This is a genomic window from Cupriavidus sp. DL-D2, from assembly GCF_039710735.1.
Lineage (GTDB): Bacteria > Pseudomonadota > Gammaproteobacteria > Burkholderiales > Burkholderiaceae > Cupriavidus.
Map to the genome: position 1 here is coordinate 1 of NZ_JBDKXK010000064.1, position 17,602 is coordinate 17,602.

The window sequence follows — 17,602 nt, forward strand, 5'->3', positions numbered from 1 at the left end:
ATGGCATGCAAGAGGTCAGCGGTTCGATCCCGCTTAGCTCCACCAGGGTTGAACAGGCACTGGGGTAGTAAAAAAGTTGCCTGAAATTGTGAAAGTTCTGCTAGAATAGCGGACTTCGCAGCAGTAGACGGAAACGTTGCTTGCAATCGATTTCTGTCCCCTTCGTCTAGAGGCCTAGGACATCACCCTTTCACGGTGAGTACAGGGGTTCGAATCCCCTAGGGGACGCCAAACATTGGACGTAATCACTCGTCCAGTTGGCTGTCCGGAGCGAAGCTCCAGATAGCAACCAACAACGGAGCGGTAGTTCAGTTGGTTAGAATACCGGCCTGTCACGCCGGGGGTCGCGGGTTCGAGCCCCGTCCGCTCCGCCAACTTTTAAAAAAGCCTGCGCAAGCAGGCTTTTTTTTCGTCTGTACGAAATACAAGCAAGCCCCGACGGTCTGCGCCCCTCTCCGGGAGAGGGGCGGGGGAGAGGGGAACTGAAGCGGTAGGGGTCCCTCAACCCACTCGACTCACCCTCATGAAATACCTCACCAACAATGTTCCTGCGATTGCCAGGCTCACGCTGTTGGCAATCCAGAATCCGGACGCGCCGCGCGTGAAGGCTGGCATCCAGTCGATCAGACCGAATCCCAGGACGTAGCCGCCGCCGAGACCGACGCCCCATAGTGAGCCGGCGTAGATCAGCGTGGGAATCAACGCAATCTTGTAGGCGCGCAGGATGAAGCCGGTCATGACCTGCACGGCATCGAACGCCTGGTAGAACGCCACGAACAGCACCAGCGGCAGAGCCTTCGCAATCACGGCAGGGTCTTTCACGTAAGCGTGTAGCAGTGGTTCGCGCAGCAGCCAGAGCAGAACCCCGACGACAACGGCCATGCCTGCGCCAAAGCGGATGCCTCGCCAGCCCAGGCGACGCGCACCGGCCATGTCGCGAGCGCCGATGAGCTGAGCCACCAACGTGGAAGTGGCAATCGATAGCGACAGCGGCATCATGTACGCCACGGCGCCAAGATTGGCGATGATCTGGTGACCGGCCAGCGTCTCGGTACCAAGCCGCGTGATGAAGATCGACATCAGCGTGAACGACGTAATCTCTATCAGATAGGTCAGGCCCATTGGCACGCCCAGCCGTAAAAGCGGCATGATCCGGTCCCGACGTGCCCATTCCCATCGTGTGAAAATGCCCAGCGGATGGTAGGCGCTGCCGAGCCGCAGGATGCACAGGCCCACGATGCACCAGACCCAGCTGATGATCGTCGACGCCAGGGCGCAGCCCGGGCCGCCCATGGCCTCGATGCCATAGCCGCCGTGGATGAACCACGCGTTGAGAGGCACTTTCAGAACCAGCCCGCCGATCTGCAGCACGGTGACCATGATCGGCCGGGACAGCGCATTGTTGAGCGCCATGTAGATACGAAAGCCCAGTGCAGCCGGCAGCCCGAAAGCAACGATGTGGAGGTATCGTGCCGCCTTGTCGACAAGTTCGGGTGGTGCCTTGGCGAAGGCCAGTAGCGGCTCCGGAAACAGCAGCACCAGCATGCCCGGAACGGCCAGGGCCACGCCGAGCCATGCCGCTTGTCGGACTTCGACGCCGATTTCGGCAGTGCGTCCCGCACCGTAGAGCTGCCCGGCAATCGGCGAGAGGGCCTGCAATACGCCCATCAGACTGATATAGACGGTGACATAGATCGAGCCACCCAGGCCAACGGCTGCGAGGTCGGCCGCGGAAGCGCGACCGGCCATGATGGTATCGATGACACCGAAAGCGATCACGGCGAGCTGGCCGACCAGTACCGGCGCGGCCAGATGGATGATGCGACGAAGGTCCTGCAGCGCGCTGCTCATTGTTATTGTCGATTGGAGGATGACAACGCGTGATGCCTGCACGGCCAGGAAGACCATGCAGGTTGCGTCAGGGGCGCCGAACTGCCGCCTACCGCATTACTGCGGTGGGAGGCGTCGCTGCGACGAGGGGCGGGCCGGCTTGACGGTCGACAGATCGACCAGTCGATACATGCGGAACCGCTCATCGCGGTCGGCGGGGCGTCGGCCTTCCCAGATCAGGCGCCATTCAAAATGCGAGAGGTTGCCCGGGGCGCCATAGTCGACGGCATCGTGCCGCAACAGGATGTCGCATCCGTCCTCGGGACCGCCAAAGCGGATATGCCCGAAGTAGGCGAACGAGGCCAGTTGCGCATTGCCCATCCGGATCGGCTGCACGCAGCGGTAGGTCGACGGCAGCGCCAGCGAAGCGGCCTGGGCCACGTCGCGGTACGTCTTGCCGTAGTTGATCGAAGGGAGCCACAGCGTCATGGCGATCACCCACATCAGCGTGGTGCCAGCGGCCGAAATGACCACGGGGCGCCAGATCTGTTTGGGCGCCCGCGACAGGCGCCACCGCACGACCAATACCCACGCGAGCGTGACAATCAACGCGATAACCACGGCCGTGGCCGTGAACGTGTGCTGGAAACCGGGAATCTGGCGGAACACATTGGCGGCAATCTTGGGTGGCCAGCCGGTGGTCTTGGCGATCCACATGAACCAGACGGTGCCGCCGAAGATCGTGAAGAAGAGCAGGGCGAACCAGTCGATCGCATTGATTGCCGCGCGCGGTAACGTGGGCAGTGCGAACGCCGCCAGGATGGCCATGGGCGGCAGCAGAAGAATGAACTGTACATCGCCGGGGCTGCGCTGCAGCACGAGCAGCAGGAACAGCATCGCCAGTACCGTCAGCGGTAGCGCCACGTGAGCGGCCCGGCGCATGCCGCGCCATGACAGCCACGCGAAGGCCGTGATCGGCCAGACCGGCCAGGTGTAGAGGAAGAAATTCCGGGCGATAAAGCCGCCGGTTTGCCAACTGGGCGCGCCGTAGGTACGGCGGTCGTAGCGTGCCCATTCGCGGATAAAGGTCACGGCGTCATCGGTGACCGTGGCGCCGAAATAGGTCGCGGCCATCCACGCCAGTACCATCGCCAGCGCTATGCCCACGCCGATAGGCAGCAGACGTCGCAGCGGCAACGGCTGACACACCACGCCCGCAATGATTGTGGCCGCCAGCAGCGAAGTCGCCAGCAACGGTCCGCTGGCCAGGCACAGCGCGCCCAGGCCCACGCCGAACCAAAGGCTGCCCTGGATCGGCATGTCGAGGCTGCGCACCATGCCGTACAGCATGAACGCGATAAAGCAGACCTGACCGACCTGCGCCGTGGTTTCATGGCCGCGCATGGCCAGGCCCACGCAGGCCAGGAAGATCAGCAACGCACCGTCGGCCAGCGCCCGGCCGTAAGAGCGGGCATCGGGCTGGCCACCGAACGCGAACGCGAACGGCTGCACTTCGTCGCGTCGGCCCAGCAGATAGGTGGAATACCAGATGAAAGCGCAGGTGCCGAAGTAGAACAGCGCTGTGGACAGGCGTGCGGCATCCGGTGCGCCAAGCCATCCGCCGAACAGCCGGATCATCAGGCCGCCGATCCAGAAGACCAGCGGGCCGTCCTCGCTGTAGGGGCGGCCGACGATGTTCGGCATCAGCCAGTCCTGCAGGCCGCCCGTACCCAGTTGCCACATCACGCCGAAGCCAGCCGCATCCTCGTTCTTCCATGGATCGCGACCGAACAGTCCAGTCAATCCGTAGATGATGCAGATCGCCAGCAGCAGGTAACGCGGCAGGGCTCCGGTGGCGGCGGCGGTCAGGTGAACGGGAGTGGTCTTGGCTTGGGACATCGGCAGAGGTTCGTGGCGGCAACCCACAGCTGTGCACAAGCCGCTATTGTGGGCCACAAATGCAAAGAGGCAGCCGATGCTGCCTCTTTGTCAGGTCGCGCGCTGCAGGAGCATCTGTCCCGGCAGGCGCGGCATTCGCTCGGTAGAGCGGCGCGCTTACTTCTTGGCGGCCAGCTTCGAACCGAACTTCTGACGGAACTTCTCGACGCGGCCAGCCGTGTCCATGATCTTCTGTTGGCCGGTGTAGAACGGATGCGATTCCGACGACACTTCGATCTTGGCCAGCGGGTAGGTCTTGCCTTCGAACTCGATCGTGTCCTTGGTCTGGATCGTCGAACGGGTCACGAACTTGAAGTCGCAGGACATGTCCTGGAACACGACTTCGCGGTAATTCGGGTGAATGCCTTCTTTCATGGTGCTTCCTTTCTGGTTGGGTAGCCAGTCCGCTCTACGATGCACAACCTGCTGGGTTGCGCGAGCGAACCACTTGCCTGTAACGGGCAAACCGGGATTATGGCAGAAAAACAAGCACTTGGGCAATCTCCTTGGACATTGGCAACACGACAATGGGGTCGGCGCTAAAGCGCCTCAAGCCGCATGTTTTGCGGGATCTTGTCGATAGAACCTCGCCAGCGTGTCGTAAAGGACTGGCCAATGCTTCTGCAATCCGCCTGGCTCGACAAAGAATGTCTCTGACGCCACCGCGAAAAACTCGCTGGCAGCCTCGCATCCGTAGGGGTCGATGACGAGGAGTGCTGGCGGGAGGCGTTCGGGGTGGTCCCAGTCGGCGTCGGGCACCTGTTCGCAGGCATCCGCAAAGCGATCGTACTCGGCGAGTAGCGATTCCGCCCACGCTTCGGCGTCGATGCCGGGGTGAAGCACGCGCGAAAAGGGCGGCACCCCGTCGGGTTCGCCGTCCAGCATGTCGAGTTTGTGGGCGAACTCGTGGATGACCACGTTGTAGGTGTCGGCCGGTAGCGCGTGGTCGCCGTCGAGTCCGGCGCCCGGCGTATGGACATCGGGCCAGGACAGGATGACCGGGCCATGCTCCCAGGCCTCGCCGCTCGCTTCTTCCTCCACGCCATGCACGAGGCCGATGTCGTCCTCCACGGTCTTGCGGATCAGGAATTCGCCGGGATACAGCACGATGCCGTGCCAGCCGCGATACCACTCGATACCCAGCTTGAGGATGGGCACGCAGGCTTGCACGGCCACGCTGACCACCATCTCGTCGGTCAGTTCGAGTTCGTGCGCCGTCGAGTATTCCTTGCTGGCGATGAACAGCGTGGCCAGTTCGCGGAGCGCGGTCAGATCCTCTGCCACATAGCGTTGCACGAACGGTAGCGCCGCCACTGTTTGCGCCCAAAGTTCGTCGGGGATGGCGTAGTGGGCGAGCTTGCGTTCGCGGGAGCGGGTCCGCAGAAAGCTGGACAGTTTGCCGAGCATCGTTTTCCGGAAGGGTTGGCGAGCGCCGAAAATAAAAAAGGCGCACCCGAAGGGTACGCCTTTCCGCATGCATCGCAAGGGACAGCTACGGCATCAGCCGCAATCAGCCGCCACGACGCATCATGTCGAAGAACTCTGCGTTGTTCTTCGTCGGCTTCATCTTGTCGAGGATGAATTCCATGGCCTGGACTTCGTCCATGTCCGAGATGAACTTGCGCAGGATCCAGATCTTCTGGAGGATTTCCGGCTTGATCAGCAGTTCCTCGCGGCGAGTGCCCGACTTGTTCAGGTTGATGGCCGGATAGACACGCTTTTCCGCCAGACGGCGTTCCAGGTGCACTTCCATGTTGCCCGTGCCCTTGAACTCTTCGTAGATGACGTCGTCCATGCGGCTGCCGGTTTCGATCAGCGCCGTGGCGATGATCGTCAGCGAACCGCCTTCTTCCAGGTTACGCGCGGCACCGAAGAAACGCTTCGGACGTTGCAGCGCGTTGGCGTCCACACCGCCGGTCAGCACCTTGCCCGATGCCGGGACCACGGTGTTGTAGGCGCGGGCCAGACGCGTGATCGAGTCCAGCAGGATCACCACGTCGCGCTTCAGTTCCACCAGGCGCTTGGCTTTCTCGATGACCATTTCGGCCACCTGTACGTGGCGGATGGCCGGTTCGTCGAAGGTCGACGCCACGACTTCGCCGCGCACCGAGCGCATCATCTCGGTCACTTCTTCCGGACGCTCGTCGATCAGCAGCACGAACAGATCCGCTTCGGGATGGTTGTTCGCGATTGCGTGGGCAATGTGCTGCAGCATCACGGTCTTGCCGGATTTCGGCGATGCCACCAGCAGGGCGCGCTGGCCACGGCCGATCGGGGCGATCATGTCGACGATACGGCCGGTGATGTTTTCTTCGGCGCGGATATCGCGTTCGAGCTGGAGCGGCCGGTTCGGATGCAGCGGCGTCAGGTTCTCGAACATGATGCGGTTTTTCACCGCTTCGGGCGGCTGCCCGTTGACCTTGTCCACCTTGACCAGCGCGAAATATCGCTCGCCGTCCTTGGGCGTGCGCACTTCGCCTTCGATCGAATCGCCGGTATGCAGGTTGAAGCGGCGGATCTGGGAGGGACTGATGTAGATATCGTCCGTGCTCGCGAGGTACGAGGTTTCCGGCGAGCGCAGGAAACCGAAGCCATCGGGCAGTACTTCCAGCGTGCCGTCTCCGTAGATGGTTTCGCCCATCTTGGCGCGCTTCTTGAGGATCGCAAACATCAGTTCTTGTTTGCGCATCCGTTGTGCGTTGTCGATCTCGAGCGTAGCCGCCATTTCGAGAAGCGCAGACACGTGAAGCGATTTGAGTTCTGTCAGGTGCATAGACAAAGGGTACAGGGGGTACAGAAGGGCCCGAACGGGCAAGACCTTGGAGAAGGGGGAGGAATGAGCGAACGCTCGGGGAAGTTGTTGGGTGGCATCTTAGCACAATCCGGCCGGCGCGCCAGGGCAGGCGCACGCGAAGCCGGATCATGCATGGCGAGGGCGCGGACGCCCCGGCCGGTTTGTGGATTAGACCTGTGCGTCCAGGAACGCGGTCAGTTGCGACTTCGACAGTGCGCCAACCTTCTGGGCGGCCACTTCGCCGTTCTTGAACAGGATCAGCGTCGGGATGCCGCGGATGCCGAACTTGGCCGGCACCTGCTGGTTTTCATCGACATTGATCTTGGCGATCTGGACCTTGCCGGCGTAGTCGCGGGCGACTTCGTCCAGGATCGGGGCAATCATCTTGCAGGGGCCGCACCATTCCGCCCAGAAGTCGAGCAGGACGGGCTTGTCGGACTTGAGAACGTCGTCTTCGAACGATGCGTCGCTCACATACTTGATTTGATCGCTCATGGCGGGAAACCTCTGGGTTTGCTTTTACGCTGTATTGGTGATGGCGGAATTGCGCAAGACCTGACCGCTACCTTACACGACATCGGACTGCTCCGCCGGTGAGGCTCGGCGTGCATGCACGCGGCCCTTGGCGCCGATATGTTACCAGCTTGCCGGAATTCAAGCGCACTGCAGCGCTCCCTGCCGATAATAGTTTCAATGGGCCCGAGAGATGCACGCTATCGGCATCCCCTATTGGAGTTATTGTGTGCTGCGCAGCAGCAGGGCGGGTTCGCTGGCATGATCTAGAATGCACCTCAGGGGGCATTCCGGCACGCGTAGAATGACTGACGCGGACTTTCCACACACTCCGACCAAGGCCATCATCATGACGCCCGAACCCAGCAAGCCCGAAACACCAGACACCCAGGCCAGCCCGCAGCAGGCTCCGGACGCTGATCAGTTGAGCGACGCGCTGGCGCATCTTTCCACCGCCGTCGAATCCGACAGCATCGCCACCGGCGCCGCCAAGGGGCTGGTCTACAGCGTAATGGAAACGCTCGGCACGCTGATCGGCGACCCCGACCTGCCCGAACATGCCCGCTCGGGCTACGAGGGGTTGTTGGAGACCGCTCGCGAGCTCCGTGCCCGCCTGGAGCACGGCGGAGACGACAACTAATATTCGCTGCATGGCCGTGGGGCGCCGGGTCGCCCCGCGGTCGCGCAGCCGCGCCCCCTTCATCCATGACCCGGCTTTCGTTTCCCCCCGGCCCTTCGTTCCTGGAACAGGCCGCCACGGCTGCGTGGTATTTCCTTGACCGCTGCGGGCCGTCCGCGGCGGATGCGCACGTGGTCGTACCCACCGCCGCCCAGATTCCCGGCGTGCGCCAGGCCCTGGACGCCGCCGCGCGCGCCGCCGGGCAGCCCCGGCTGCTACCGCGCGTGCTGACGCTTGGCCATTGGCTGCTCGACCTGCCTCCCGATCTCGAAAGCGAACCGGTGCCGGCACGCAGCCACGCAGCCAGGCTGCTGGCCGTGCAGCAGGCCATCCGCGCGCAAGATTGGTTGCGCGAAGCGTTCGGCGCGCAGACCGAGGGTGCGGCCTGGGGGTTGGCGCAGACGCTGCTGTCGATCAGCGACGAATTGAGCGCACGCTGGCTGGAGGACGCCGCGATTCGCGAGGATGACGATATCGACGGCGATGACCGTGCAGCTCTGCTGCAAGGCGCGCTGCAACGTACCTACGCGCACCTGACCGAGCGGTTTCTCGGCCAGGAAGCACAGATCGTGCTGGCGTTCTGGCAGATGCTGTCCGGTCCGGAGGATCCACTGCCTGCACGCCGTCGCGCGCTGCAGCGTCTAGCGATGATGGTGCCCGGGCCGGTACTGTGGATCGGTCCGACGCCACCGGAGCCTATCGAAGCCGCGTTCCTGCGTCAGGCGGGCGAACTCGTGCCGACCATCGAGATCGGCTATGACTGGACCGGTGCGGCGACTGAGGTCGACGACCCGGATAGCGAAGACGATGGGGCCTGGTATCGCACGCTGCTGGCGCTGTGGCCCGAGGCATGCCGCACGCTTGATTCCCACGAGGATAGGGAGGCCGACGAGGAGGCCAGCGCCGCGCCGCCCCCCGTCTTGCCGCAAAGCCTGCCTGCGAAGCGACCGCGCGTGCGCGTCATCGGCAGCGCACGGTTCGAGGACGAGGCGGCGGCGGCGGCCGACCAGCTCGTTCAATGGCTCAACGAAGGCCGCAAGCACGTGGCGCTGGTGGCGCACGACCGGGTCGTGGCGCGGCGCACGCGCGCGCTGCTGACACGTGCCGGTGCGCCTGTGCGCGACGAAACCGGCTGGAAACTCTCGACCACGCGTGCGGCGGCAGCGCTGATGCGCTGGTTCGACGTGCTTGTACGCGATGGCGACACGGCCGCGCTGCTCGATCTGCTCAAAAGCCCGTTTTGCCTGCCGGATGCTGCCCACCGTGGCGCCGCTATCGCGCTGCTGGAGCGCCAGATTCGCCGGGATGTGATCACTGGCGGCTGGCCACGTCTGCGGCATCTGTTTGCGGAGCGCCAGCGCACCGAGGAGTCCGGTTCCCAGACCGTTGTCGATATCGAGACCATGGAGGCCAGCGACGCCATGCTCGACATTCGCGCCGCCGCCAGAGCGCTGATCGCCACGCTGGCGGACGAAGCCTCGCAGTGGCCGCGCGGCCACGCCCAGCAGCCGTTGTCGGTCTGGCTGGAACGGCTCGATGCGATGCTCGACACGCTCGGCATGCGTGCGGCCTTGTCCGCCGATGATGCGGGGCAGCAGTTGCTCGACGCGCTGGCCCGGCTCGGTGAACTGGGAGAGGACGAGACCAGCGGCCACGCTACCCTGAACCAGCAGGAGTTCCGCGCGATGCTGTCGGCGCTGCTCGAATCGGTGGCCTACAAGGAGCCCGGCGCGCAGAGCCAGGCGCGCATCACGATCCTGCCGCTGAACGGCGCACGTATGCGGCGCTTCGAGGGCGTGGTAGTGGTGGGCTGCGACGATGCGCAACTGCCCTCCCGTGCCGCCGAGCTGATGTTCTTTTCGAACCAGATGCGTCGCGAACTCGGCCTGGAAGACCGCGAGGCGCGCTTCGCGCAGCAGGCGCGGGATCTGGCCGAGGTGCTGCTCAACAACGATGACGTGGTGCTGACGTGGCAGCGTTTCGGCGGCCGGGGCGAGCCGCACCACGTTTCGGGCTGGATCGAGCGGTTGTCGGCCTGCTGTGCGCGGGCCGGGGCGCCGATCGAAGCCAGTGCCGTGCCGCAGTGGCTCGACACCTTCGCGCAGCCGGGCTACATGCCAGCGCCATCGGCCCCCGAGCGCGTGCCTGCACGCTGGAGCGCGGCCGCGTACAACATGCTGCGGCGCTGTCCGTACCAGTTCTTCGCCGGCCGCATGCTGGGGCTGGCTGGGCTGGACACGCTCAATGATGATCTTGAGAAGCGCGACATCGGCAACCTGTTGCACCGCGTGCTGCTGCAGTACCACGAGGAAGTCCACGCCAGCGGTGAACGCGACGATGCGCGCCGGCTGACGCGGTTGCGCGAGATCTCGGATACCGTGTTCGGCAAGCAAATGGCAGAGGACGGCAACGCCATTAGCTACTACCGTCGCTGGTGCGAGGTGCTGCCTTCCTATGTCGCGTGGCAGTCTGCTCGCGAGGAAATGGGCTGGTACTGGCGCGCTGGCGAACTCGATGCCGGCGTGGACATGGCGATGCCCGATGGCATGCCGCTGCGGCTCGGCGGACGGATCGACCGCGTGGACAAGGGGCCGGACGGCGCCCATGCCGTGCTCGACTACAAGACGCAGCCAGCCAGCCGCCTGCGGCGCAAGGTGGGCGATGCCGAGGAAGACTGCCAGCTCGCGTTCTATGGGCTGTTGCGTGCGGATGCCGTGGCCGGCAGTTGGGTGTCGCTCGAAGGCGTGAAGCAGGGCGGCAGGGATAGCACGCCGGGCGCGCAACGCGAAATCGACCTGCCCGAGTTCCAGGCCGCCGTGACCTGGCTCGAACGCCAGTTGCGGCAGGACGTGGGCCGTCTGCGGCAGGGCGCCAAACTACCCGCCTTCGGCGATGCCGCCGCCTGTACGTATTGCGAAGCCCGCGGCCTGTGCCGCAAGGGCTTCTGGGAATCCACCGCCTTGCCGGACCTGCAGTCATGACCGCCAGCCCATCGATCCATGCCTATCTGCGCGACGGTGAACCCGTTGGCGAGGCCGATTTCACGCGCGCGGCCTGCGATCCGGCGCGATCCGTCGTGGTCGAAGCCTGCGCGGGCAGCGGCAAGACCTGGCTGCTGGTGGCGCGACTCGTGCGCCTGCTGCTGGCCGGCGCCGCGCCGCACGAGATCCTGGCGATCACGTTCACGCGCAAGGCTGCCGAGGAAATGCGCGAGCGTCTGCTGGAGGTGCTGTCGCAACTCGCCAGCGGCACCGACGAGGCTGTGCTGGGCCAACTTGAAATGCGGGGACTGACCGCCGACGCCGCGCGTGCTGCCTTGCCACGCGCGCGTCAACTGCATGCGCAGGTGCTGGCATCGCCGGGCCGCATGGCCATTGACACGTTCCACGGATGGTTTGGCACGCTGCTGCGTGGCGCGCCGCTCTCGTCGGGCATCGTGCCCGGAGCGTCGCTGCGCGAGGATGCGCTGCGCATGAAGCGCGAGGCGTGGGCGCCGTTCTGGCGCGCGCTGGCGCATCCGCAGCATGCCGAACTGCGCGAAGCGTACGAGCAACTCGTCGATGCCATCGGCGATTTCCAGGCGCGTGGGCTGCTCGACCGCATGTTCCACGCCCGCAACGAGTGGATGGCGTTCCGCGAGGCTGGCGATCCCGCACGGCTTCTGGCGGACGATCTGGGCGAGGATGCCACGTCCGATGTCCTGGTCGAGGCATTGGCCGACGACGAATGGCTCGACGAATGTGCGCAGTTGGCGCAGACGCTGGGGCGGGGCGGCAAGACGGAGCAGGGCCATGCCGGACGTCTCGCGGATGGCATTGCAGCCATTCGCGCGTGGCGCGAGGCAGGCGCCGGGGCCGGTGACGCGGCCACGCTAGCCTTCAACGTGCTGCGCAGCGCCTTCTTCACGGATGCCGGCAAGCCGCGTTCGATGAAACGCACGAGCGCGCTGGTCAAGGCATGCGGCAGCGAGGGCAGCGCCGACGAGCTGGTGGCCTGCATGGCGGCGCATTGCGAGCGGCTCGAAGAGATCGCGGCGCGTCGTTGCGAGGCGGCGGTGCTGGCCATCAACCTCGCGCTGTACCGGTTGGGCGACGCGCTGCTGGATCGCTACCACCGCTATAAGGGCGAGCAGCGGGCGATGGATTTCGCGGACCTCGAATGGCTGGCCGCAAAGCTGATGGCCAGCGAGGAAACCGCCACCTATCTGCAGGTGCGGCTCGATGCGCGCTATCGGCACCTGTTGCTCGACGAATTCCAGGACACCAATCCGCTGCAGTGGCGCATCCTGCAGGGCTGGCTGGCCGGCTACCAGGGACTGGGCGACAAGCCGACCGTGTTCCTCGTCGGCGATCCGAAGCAGTCGATCTACCGCTTTCGCAGAGCGGACGCCCGCCTGTTTGACGCGGCGCGCGACATGCTGCAAGCGGCGTTTCACGCGGGCGTGCTGCGCACGAACCGTACGCGCCGCAATCGGCCTGAGGTGCTGGATTGGGTCAACGCCGTGTTCGACCACGCCCGCAACGAGGGCCGCTATCCGCTCTACGAGACGCAGACCACGGCGCTGACGCAGCCGGGCGGACCGGTGTGGCTGTTGCCATTGGTCGAAGCTGGTGACGCTGCGGAAGACGATGCTGACAAGGAAGATGCTGCCGAAGACGGCCATCGCGATACGCTGACGCAGCCGCGTCGCCAGCAGGGGGATTCGCTGCGTCTGGAGGAGGGCCGTCGCGTGGCTGCGTGGCTGCATTACCTGCGTGATCAAGTGCCCGTGCGCGAGGGCGACAAGGAGCGTCGCGCCGGCTGGCGTGACATGCATCTGCTGGTGCGCCGCAAGACCTATCTGCCCGACTATGAAAGGGCGCTGCGCGAGGCCGGCATCCCGTGCCTGAGCCCTCGGCGCGGCGGGCTGCTGACCACGCTGGAAGCGCTCGACATCTCGGCCTTGCTGGCATTCCTGATGACGCCGGAGTCAGATCTCGATCTCGCTCACGTGCTCAAGAGTCCGATTGTCGGCGCTACCGACGACGACCTGATGATGCTGGCCGCGCAGGAAGGCGAGGGCGGCTGGTGGGCGCGCATCGAGGCGCTGGGGCTGCCCGCGTTGGTGTCCGATGCACTGCGCGATGGGGTAGAGCGGTTGCGCGCCTGGCTAGCGCTGGCGCCGCACAAGCCGGTCCATGACCTGATCGACCGGATCTATCACCAGGGCGAGGTGCGCCGCCGCTATGCGGAAGCCGCGCCGTCGGCCATCCGCGAGCAGGTGCTGGCCAATCTCGACGCGTTCCTGAAGCTGTCGCTCGACCTCGACGGCGGCCGATATCCGAGCCTGCCGAAGTTCATCGACGAATTGCAGGAAATTCGCCGGGGAGAGGAAGACGAGAGCCCCGACGAGGGCGGGATGGGCGAAGGCACCGAAGACACCGACGCCGAACCCGACGATAGCGGGGACAGCCAGCTCGATGCCGTGCATATCCTCACCGTCCACGCGGCCAAGGGGCTCGAAGCGCCGTTCGTGGTGCTGCTCGACGCCAATCACAGTAATCCGGCCGCGGATCGGGGCGGCATCCTCGTCGACTGGCCGCCAGCCTCGGCCGTGCCTCGGCATTTTTCGGCCTACGGCAAGCGCAGCGAACGCGGGCTGGCGCGCGCGCCGATGTTCGAAGCGGAAGCCGCATTGGCCGAGCGCGAGAACTGGAATTTGCTCTACGTGGCGATGACTCGCGCGCAACAGGGGCTGCTGGTCAGCGGCGTGAAAGGGCGCGTGAGCAAGGCTGCACAGGAGGAGGCGGGCGCCGAAATCGCGGGCAGTTGGTATGTGCGGCTCGCGGCGGCAGGGGTGGGCGCTGAGGTGGGCGCCTGGCCCGAGGCCGATATCGCTGCCGTGGATACACTCGCCCCGGTCAGCGAACGCATTCGCTATGCGGACTTCCGGCTGCGGTATCGCGGTGCGGGAGAGGCGGTTCTCGACGATGCGTTCGAGGAGGAAGCCGAAGAGACCGTATTCGATGCCGCTGCCGCAGCGCATGGCGAACTCGTCCACGCTTTGCTGGAGCGCCTGACGCGCTATCCGGACGCCCACGGGGCAGTGCCTGATGTAGAAACGATCATGCGCTGGTTCCCGCTGGCGGGTGCCGGTGCGCCGCAGGCGCGCGAGCGCTGGCAGCAACAGGCAGAGGCGGCGCTGGCGGACCTGCGCACGATGCTGGCGGCGCCGGGCTTGCGGCCGTTGCTGTTCCCGAGTGACGCGGTGTCGGCGCGCAACGAAGTGGAGCTGTACGACGGCCGTGGCCGCTTGCTGCGTATCGACCGGCTCGTGGAATTCAACGACCGCGTAGTGATCATCGACTACAAGCTGCGGCTCTTGCCCCAGGAGCACGCCGCCTACGGCGCCCAGCTGGCCCGCTACGTGGCCGCTGTGCAGCCAATGTTCCCGGACAAGCGGATCGAGGCAGGCGTGGCAACGGCAGCCGACGAGTGGATCGATGCCGGGCAACTACGCATGGCACCGCGTTCTCCGGCCCCGATTTCCACGTCGCAGCAAGGGAGTTTGTTCTGAGGGGGATTGGGCGCAGAATAGGTTCAACTGTCCTGCTGCTGGTTTTCTCCCCTCTCCCGCGAGCGGGAGAGGGGCTGGGGGTGAGGGCAGGCGGTTCAAACGGCCACGGTGGCATCTTGAGCGGCTGGGCCCTCACCCCCAACCCCTCTCCCATTGCATGGGAGAGGGGAGCCATACCGGAGGCAAGCAAAACGAGCGGACGCAAAAAGTCCCGCCAGTTGGCATCAGCATCGACAGATTCTTCGGAAACTTGCGCGGAGAACCCGCAGAGCAAAACGAGAACAACAAGAAAAAACAAGAAGGGGGACGAGCCTGACCCTCGGCACTGGTGGAAAACGGCTGTGGCTGCTTCGTTCCCGACCTGACCAGGTTGACCGCGCCACCATGCGAGGAGGCCCGTCCGACCGGCATTCTAACTCAATCTGAAGCGGCGGTCTGAATTTCGTTGTTATGCGATGTTTTCTTGAGCGGCTTTTGATCTGACACCGGGGTGGTGTGTGGCCATGCTGGCAGCATGGCGGACGGCGAATTTCAGCCGGTACATTCTCATCGACACAGGTTGGGCATGAACGCAAACGACCAGATCCTCCGCGGCGCACTCGTGCCGCAAGAAATCTCCATCGAAGTGCTGCAGGAAAAGTACGCCAAGGGCGAGGAGCGGACGATCGACGATGTCCGTCGACGCGTGGCGCGGGCGCTGGCCGAGGTGGAACCTGCCGATCGCCGCGAAGCGTGGGCAGCGCGATTCCTTTGGGCGCAAGACAACGGCTTCGTACCTGCGGGGCGAATCAACTCGGCGGCCGGCACCGGCATTCAGGCCACGCTGATCAACTGCTTTGTACAGCCCGTGGGCGATTCGGTTTCCGAATCCAGGGGCGGCAAGCCCAGCATCTATACGGCCGTGGCCCAGGCGGCCGAGACAATGCGACGCGGAGGCGGTGTCGGTTATGACTTCTCCTCGATCCGGCCGGGTGGCGCGCTGGTGCGTGCCACGCATTCGCGTGCATCGGGTCCGGTCTCGTTCATGAAAGTCTTTGACGCGTCTTGCGCCACGGTGGAGTCCGCCGGCGCGCGGCGCGGTGCACAGATGGGCGTGCTGCGCTGCGACCACCCGGACATCGAGAGCTTCATCCATGCCAAGGACCGTGGGGACCTGAGCAACTTCAATATCTCGATTGGTGTGACGGACGCATTCATGCAGGCGGTGGAAGCCGACGCGGAAGTGGAGCTCGTGCATGAAGCCGAACCAGGCATGGACGCCATCGACGCCGGCGCATACCGGCGCGACGATGGCATGTGGGTGTATCGTCGCGTGCCGGCCCGCCGGCTGTGGGATCAGGTCATGCAGGCCACCTACGATCATGCCGAGCCGGGCATCTTGTTTCTGTCGCGCATCAATGCCGACAACAACCTCTATTACTGCGAACAGATCGAGGCCACCAATCCGTGCGCCGAACAGCCGCTGCCGTCGTATGGCTGCTGTTGCCTGGGATCGATCAATCTGACGCGCTTCGTTCGCCAGCCGCTCACGGGCGAAGCACATTTCGATTTCGAGGCGTTTGCCGAGGTGGTGCGGGTATCGACGCGCATGCTCGACAACGTGCTCGACATCACGTACTGGCCGTTGGTCGAGCAAGAGGCGGAGGCGCAGGCCAAACGCCGCATCGGGCTCGGTTTCCTGGGGCTGGGCAGCGCCCTGGTCATGCTGGGCCTGCGCTACGACACCAATGCCGCGCGCGACATGGCAGGGCGGATCTCGGAGGCGATGCGCGACAACGCCTACCTTGCCTCGGCGGAACTGGCCGACGAGAAGGGGCGATTCCCCCTGTTCGATGCAAACCAGTACCTGCGCGGAGGCTTCGTCAGCCGGTTGCCCGAAGCGGTGCGCGATGCCATTGGTGAACACGGGTTGCGCAACTCGCATCTGTTGTCGATTGCGCCGACGGGCACGATCACGCTGGCGTTCGCGGACAACGCGTCGAATGGCATCGAACCGGCGTTTTCGTGGACCTACAACCGCCGCAAGCGCATGCCCGATGACAGCTTCCGGACGTTCGAAGTGGCCGATCACGCATGGCGGCTGTATCGGCACATGGGCGGCGATGTCGAGCAACTTCCGGAGAGCTTCGTTACGGCGCTGCAGATGTCGGCACTCGATCATATGCGCATGCTGGAGGCCGTGCAGCCTTATATCGATACGAGTATCAGCAAGACGGTGAACGTGCCTGAAGACTATCCCTACGAGGCTTTCCGCAATCTGTACCTCGAAGCATGGAAGGCAGGTCTCAAGGGGCTGGCCACGTACCGGCCGAACCAGGTGCTGGGTGCCGTGCTCTCGGTGACGCCCGTGGCGCCAGTCACGCCAGCCGCTCCGGCCACGGACGATGACCCGCTGTTGCGGCCGTTCGGCAGTCGTCCGCTAGGGGACCTCGAAGGGGTGACGTCGAAAGTCGAATACCTGACATACGAGGGGCACAAGACCGTCTATCTGACTGTGAACTTCATGCGCGTCGCGGGCATCGTCGATGGACAGGCCGTGACGATCGAGCGGCCGATCGAGTTCTTCATGCCGGCGGGACAGCGGTCCGAAGGCCAGCAGTGGATTACCTCGACGATGCGCCTGCTCTCGATGGTAGCCCGTTCGGGTGGCCCGATTGCCAAGGCATTGGCCGATATGCGAAACGTGGTGTGGGACAAGGGCACGGTTCGCTACGGGTCGCTTGTGCGCCAGGACGGCACCGAGGTGCCGCGCTTCCACGATTCCGAAGTGGCTGCCTTGAGCTACGCGCTGCAGCGCATCCTGATCAAGCGTGGATTCCTGGACGATGAAGGCGGTCAGGTGCCGGCTCAGGCGCTGGCCGCAAGGCTGGCGCGGCGTGACGGTGGGGAGACTGCCGTGACCTTGGCGCGGCCAACGCAATCATCTCCCGCCACATCCGCTACGGGACTGGGTACCGGCAAGCGTTGCCCGGAGTGTGGTGCGCATGCATTGCACAAGGTGGATGGCTGCGCGAAGTGCGCGAATTGTGGGTATGTGGGGGAGTGTGGGTAAGCGGAGCCGCGTAACTTCGCCGTCGCTTTTCTCCCCTCTCCCGCTCGCGGAAGAGGGGAGCAAGCAGCATCCTTCCGCGCCTCGAACACCCGTTTGAAGGAGTACCCTCCCGCGATGGTTGTAAGGAGGTACTTAAGCCTGCTCCCAGCAAAAACCCTGATCCCTGAATCCGATTCATCACTTTGGTGACTGAATTTAGGGATCGTTGCCGGGAACCTCGTACTTACAATCTCCTTTCTG

10 protein-coding genes, 2 tRNA genes and 1 other RNA gene are annotated in these 17,602 nt (G+C 64.6%); 6 read left to right on the forward strand and 7 right to left on the reverse strand.

Features of this window, described 5'->3' with window-relative positions; translation table 11 throughout:
* Positions 1–155: 155 nt before the first annotated feature.
* Positions 156–231, forward strand: a tRNA-Glu gene (locus ABDB81_RS25095).
* 66 nt (positions 232–297) lie between these two features.
* Positions 298–374, forward strand: a tRNA-Asp gene (locus ABDB81_RS25100).
* 127 nt (positions 375–501) lie between these two features.
* On the opposite strand, the gene ABDB81_RS25105 is transcribed toward ABDB81_RS25100, so the two are convergent.
* From ABDB81_RS25105 to trxA, 6 genes are all read right to left on the reverse strand, one after another.
* Positions 502–1,851, reverse strand: coding sequence for an MATE family efflux transporter (locus ABDB81_RS25105; protein WP_346813900.1), 1,350 nt, complete (start codon positions 1,849–1,851; stop codon positions 502–504).
* A gap of 96 nt (positions 1,852–1,947) precedes the next feature.
* Entirely contained in the window at positions 1,948–3,729 is a 1,782-nt protein-coding gene (locus tag ABDB81_RS25110; RefSeq protein ID WP_137926054.1) for a glycosyltransferase family 39 protein, read from the reverse strand.
* A gap of 156 nt (positions 3,730–3,885) precedes the next feature.
* Positions 3,886–4,143, reverse strand: a complete 258-nt coding sequence (locus tag ABDB81_RS25115; RefSeq protein ID WP_137926053.1) for a type B 50S ribosomal protein L31 — start codon at positions 4,141–4,143, stop codon at positions 3,886–3,888.
* Positions 4,144–4,317: 174 nt separating this feature from the next.
* The gene (locus tag ABDB81_RS25120; protein ID WP_160472616.1) at positions 4,318–5,175 is read right to left on the reverse strand and encodes a M90 family metallopeptidase; all 858 of its coding nucleotides are present in this window, start codon (positions 5,173–5,175) and stop codon (positions 4,318–4,320) included.
* Between the two features lie 103 nt (positions 5,176–5,278).
* Complete coding sequence (rho, locus tag ABDB81_RS25125; RefSeq protein ID WP_137926051.1) at positions 5,279–6,541, reverse strand: transcription termination factor Rho; 1,263 nt, start codon at positions 6,539–6,541, stop codon at positions 5,279–5,281.
* Between the two features lie 189 nt (positions 6,542–6,730).
* Positions 6,731–7,057: a thioredoxin TrxA gene (gene trxA, locus ABDB81_RS25130; protein ID WP_137926050.1), complete on the reverse strand. Its 327-nt coding sequence runs from the start codon at positions 7,055–7,057 to the stop codon at positions 6,731–6,733.
* 367 nt (positions 7,058–7,424) lie between these two features.
* Here trxA and ABDB81_RS25135 point away from each other — a divergent pair, with 367 nt between their 5' ends.
* The 3 genes from ABDB81_RS25135 to ABDB81_RS25145 all read left to right on the forward strand — a co-directional run bounded on the left by ABDB81_RS25135 (position 7,425) and on the right by ABDB81_RS25145 (position 14,310).
* Positions 7,425–7,715, forward strand: coding sequence for a hypothetical protein (locus tag ABDB81_RS25135; RefSeq protein ID WP_171020436.1), 291 nt, complete (start codon positions 7,425–7,427; stop codon positions 7,713–7,715).
* A gap of 65 nt (positions 7,716–7,780) precedes the next feature.
* Positions 7,781–10,735: a PD-(D/E)XK nuclease family protein gene (locus ABDB81_RS25140; RefSeq protein ID WP_346813901.1), complete on the forward strand. Its 2,955-nt coding sequence runs from the start codon at positions 7,781–7,783 to the stop codon at positions 10,733–10,735.
* Complete coding sequence (locus tag ABDB81_RS25145; protein ID WP_346813902.1) at positions 10,732–14,310, forward strand: UvrD-helicase domain-containing protein; 3,579 nt, start codon at positions 10,732–10,734, stop codon at positions 14,308–14,310. Before ABDB81_RS25140 ends, ABDB81_RS25145 begins: the two co-directional genes overlap by 4 nt.
* Before the next feature lie 302 nt (positions 14,311–14,612).
* Here ABDB81_RS25145 and ffs read toward each other — a convergent pair.
* An RNA gene (ffs, locus tag ABDB81_RS25150) (signal recognition particle sRNA small type) lies at positions 14,613–14,711 on the reverse strand.
* Positions 14,712–14,875: 164 nt separating this feature from the next.
* Here ffs and ABDB81_RS25155 point away from each other — a divergent pair.
* Positions 14,876–17,362 carry an adenosylcobalamin-dependent ribonucleoside-diphosphate reductase gene (locus ABDB81_RS25155; RefSeq protein ID WP_346813903.1) on the forward strand — a complete coding sequence of 829 codons (2,487 nt, stop codon included), beginning with the start codon at positions 14,876–14,878 and terminating at the stop codon, positions 17,360–17,362.
* Positions 17,363–17,602: the final 240 nt, after the last annotated feature.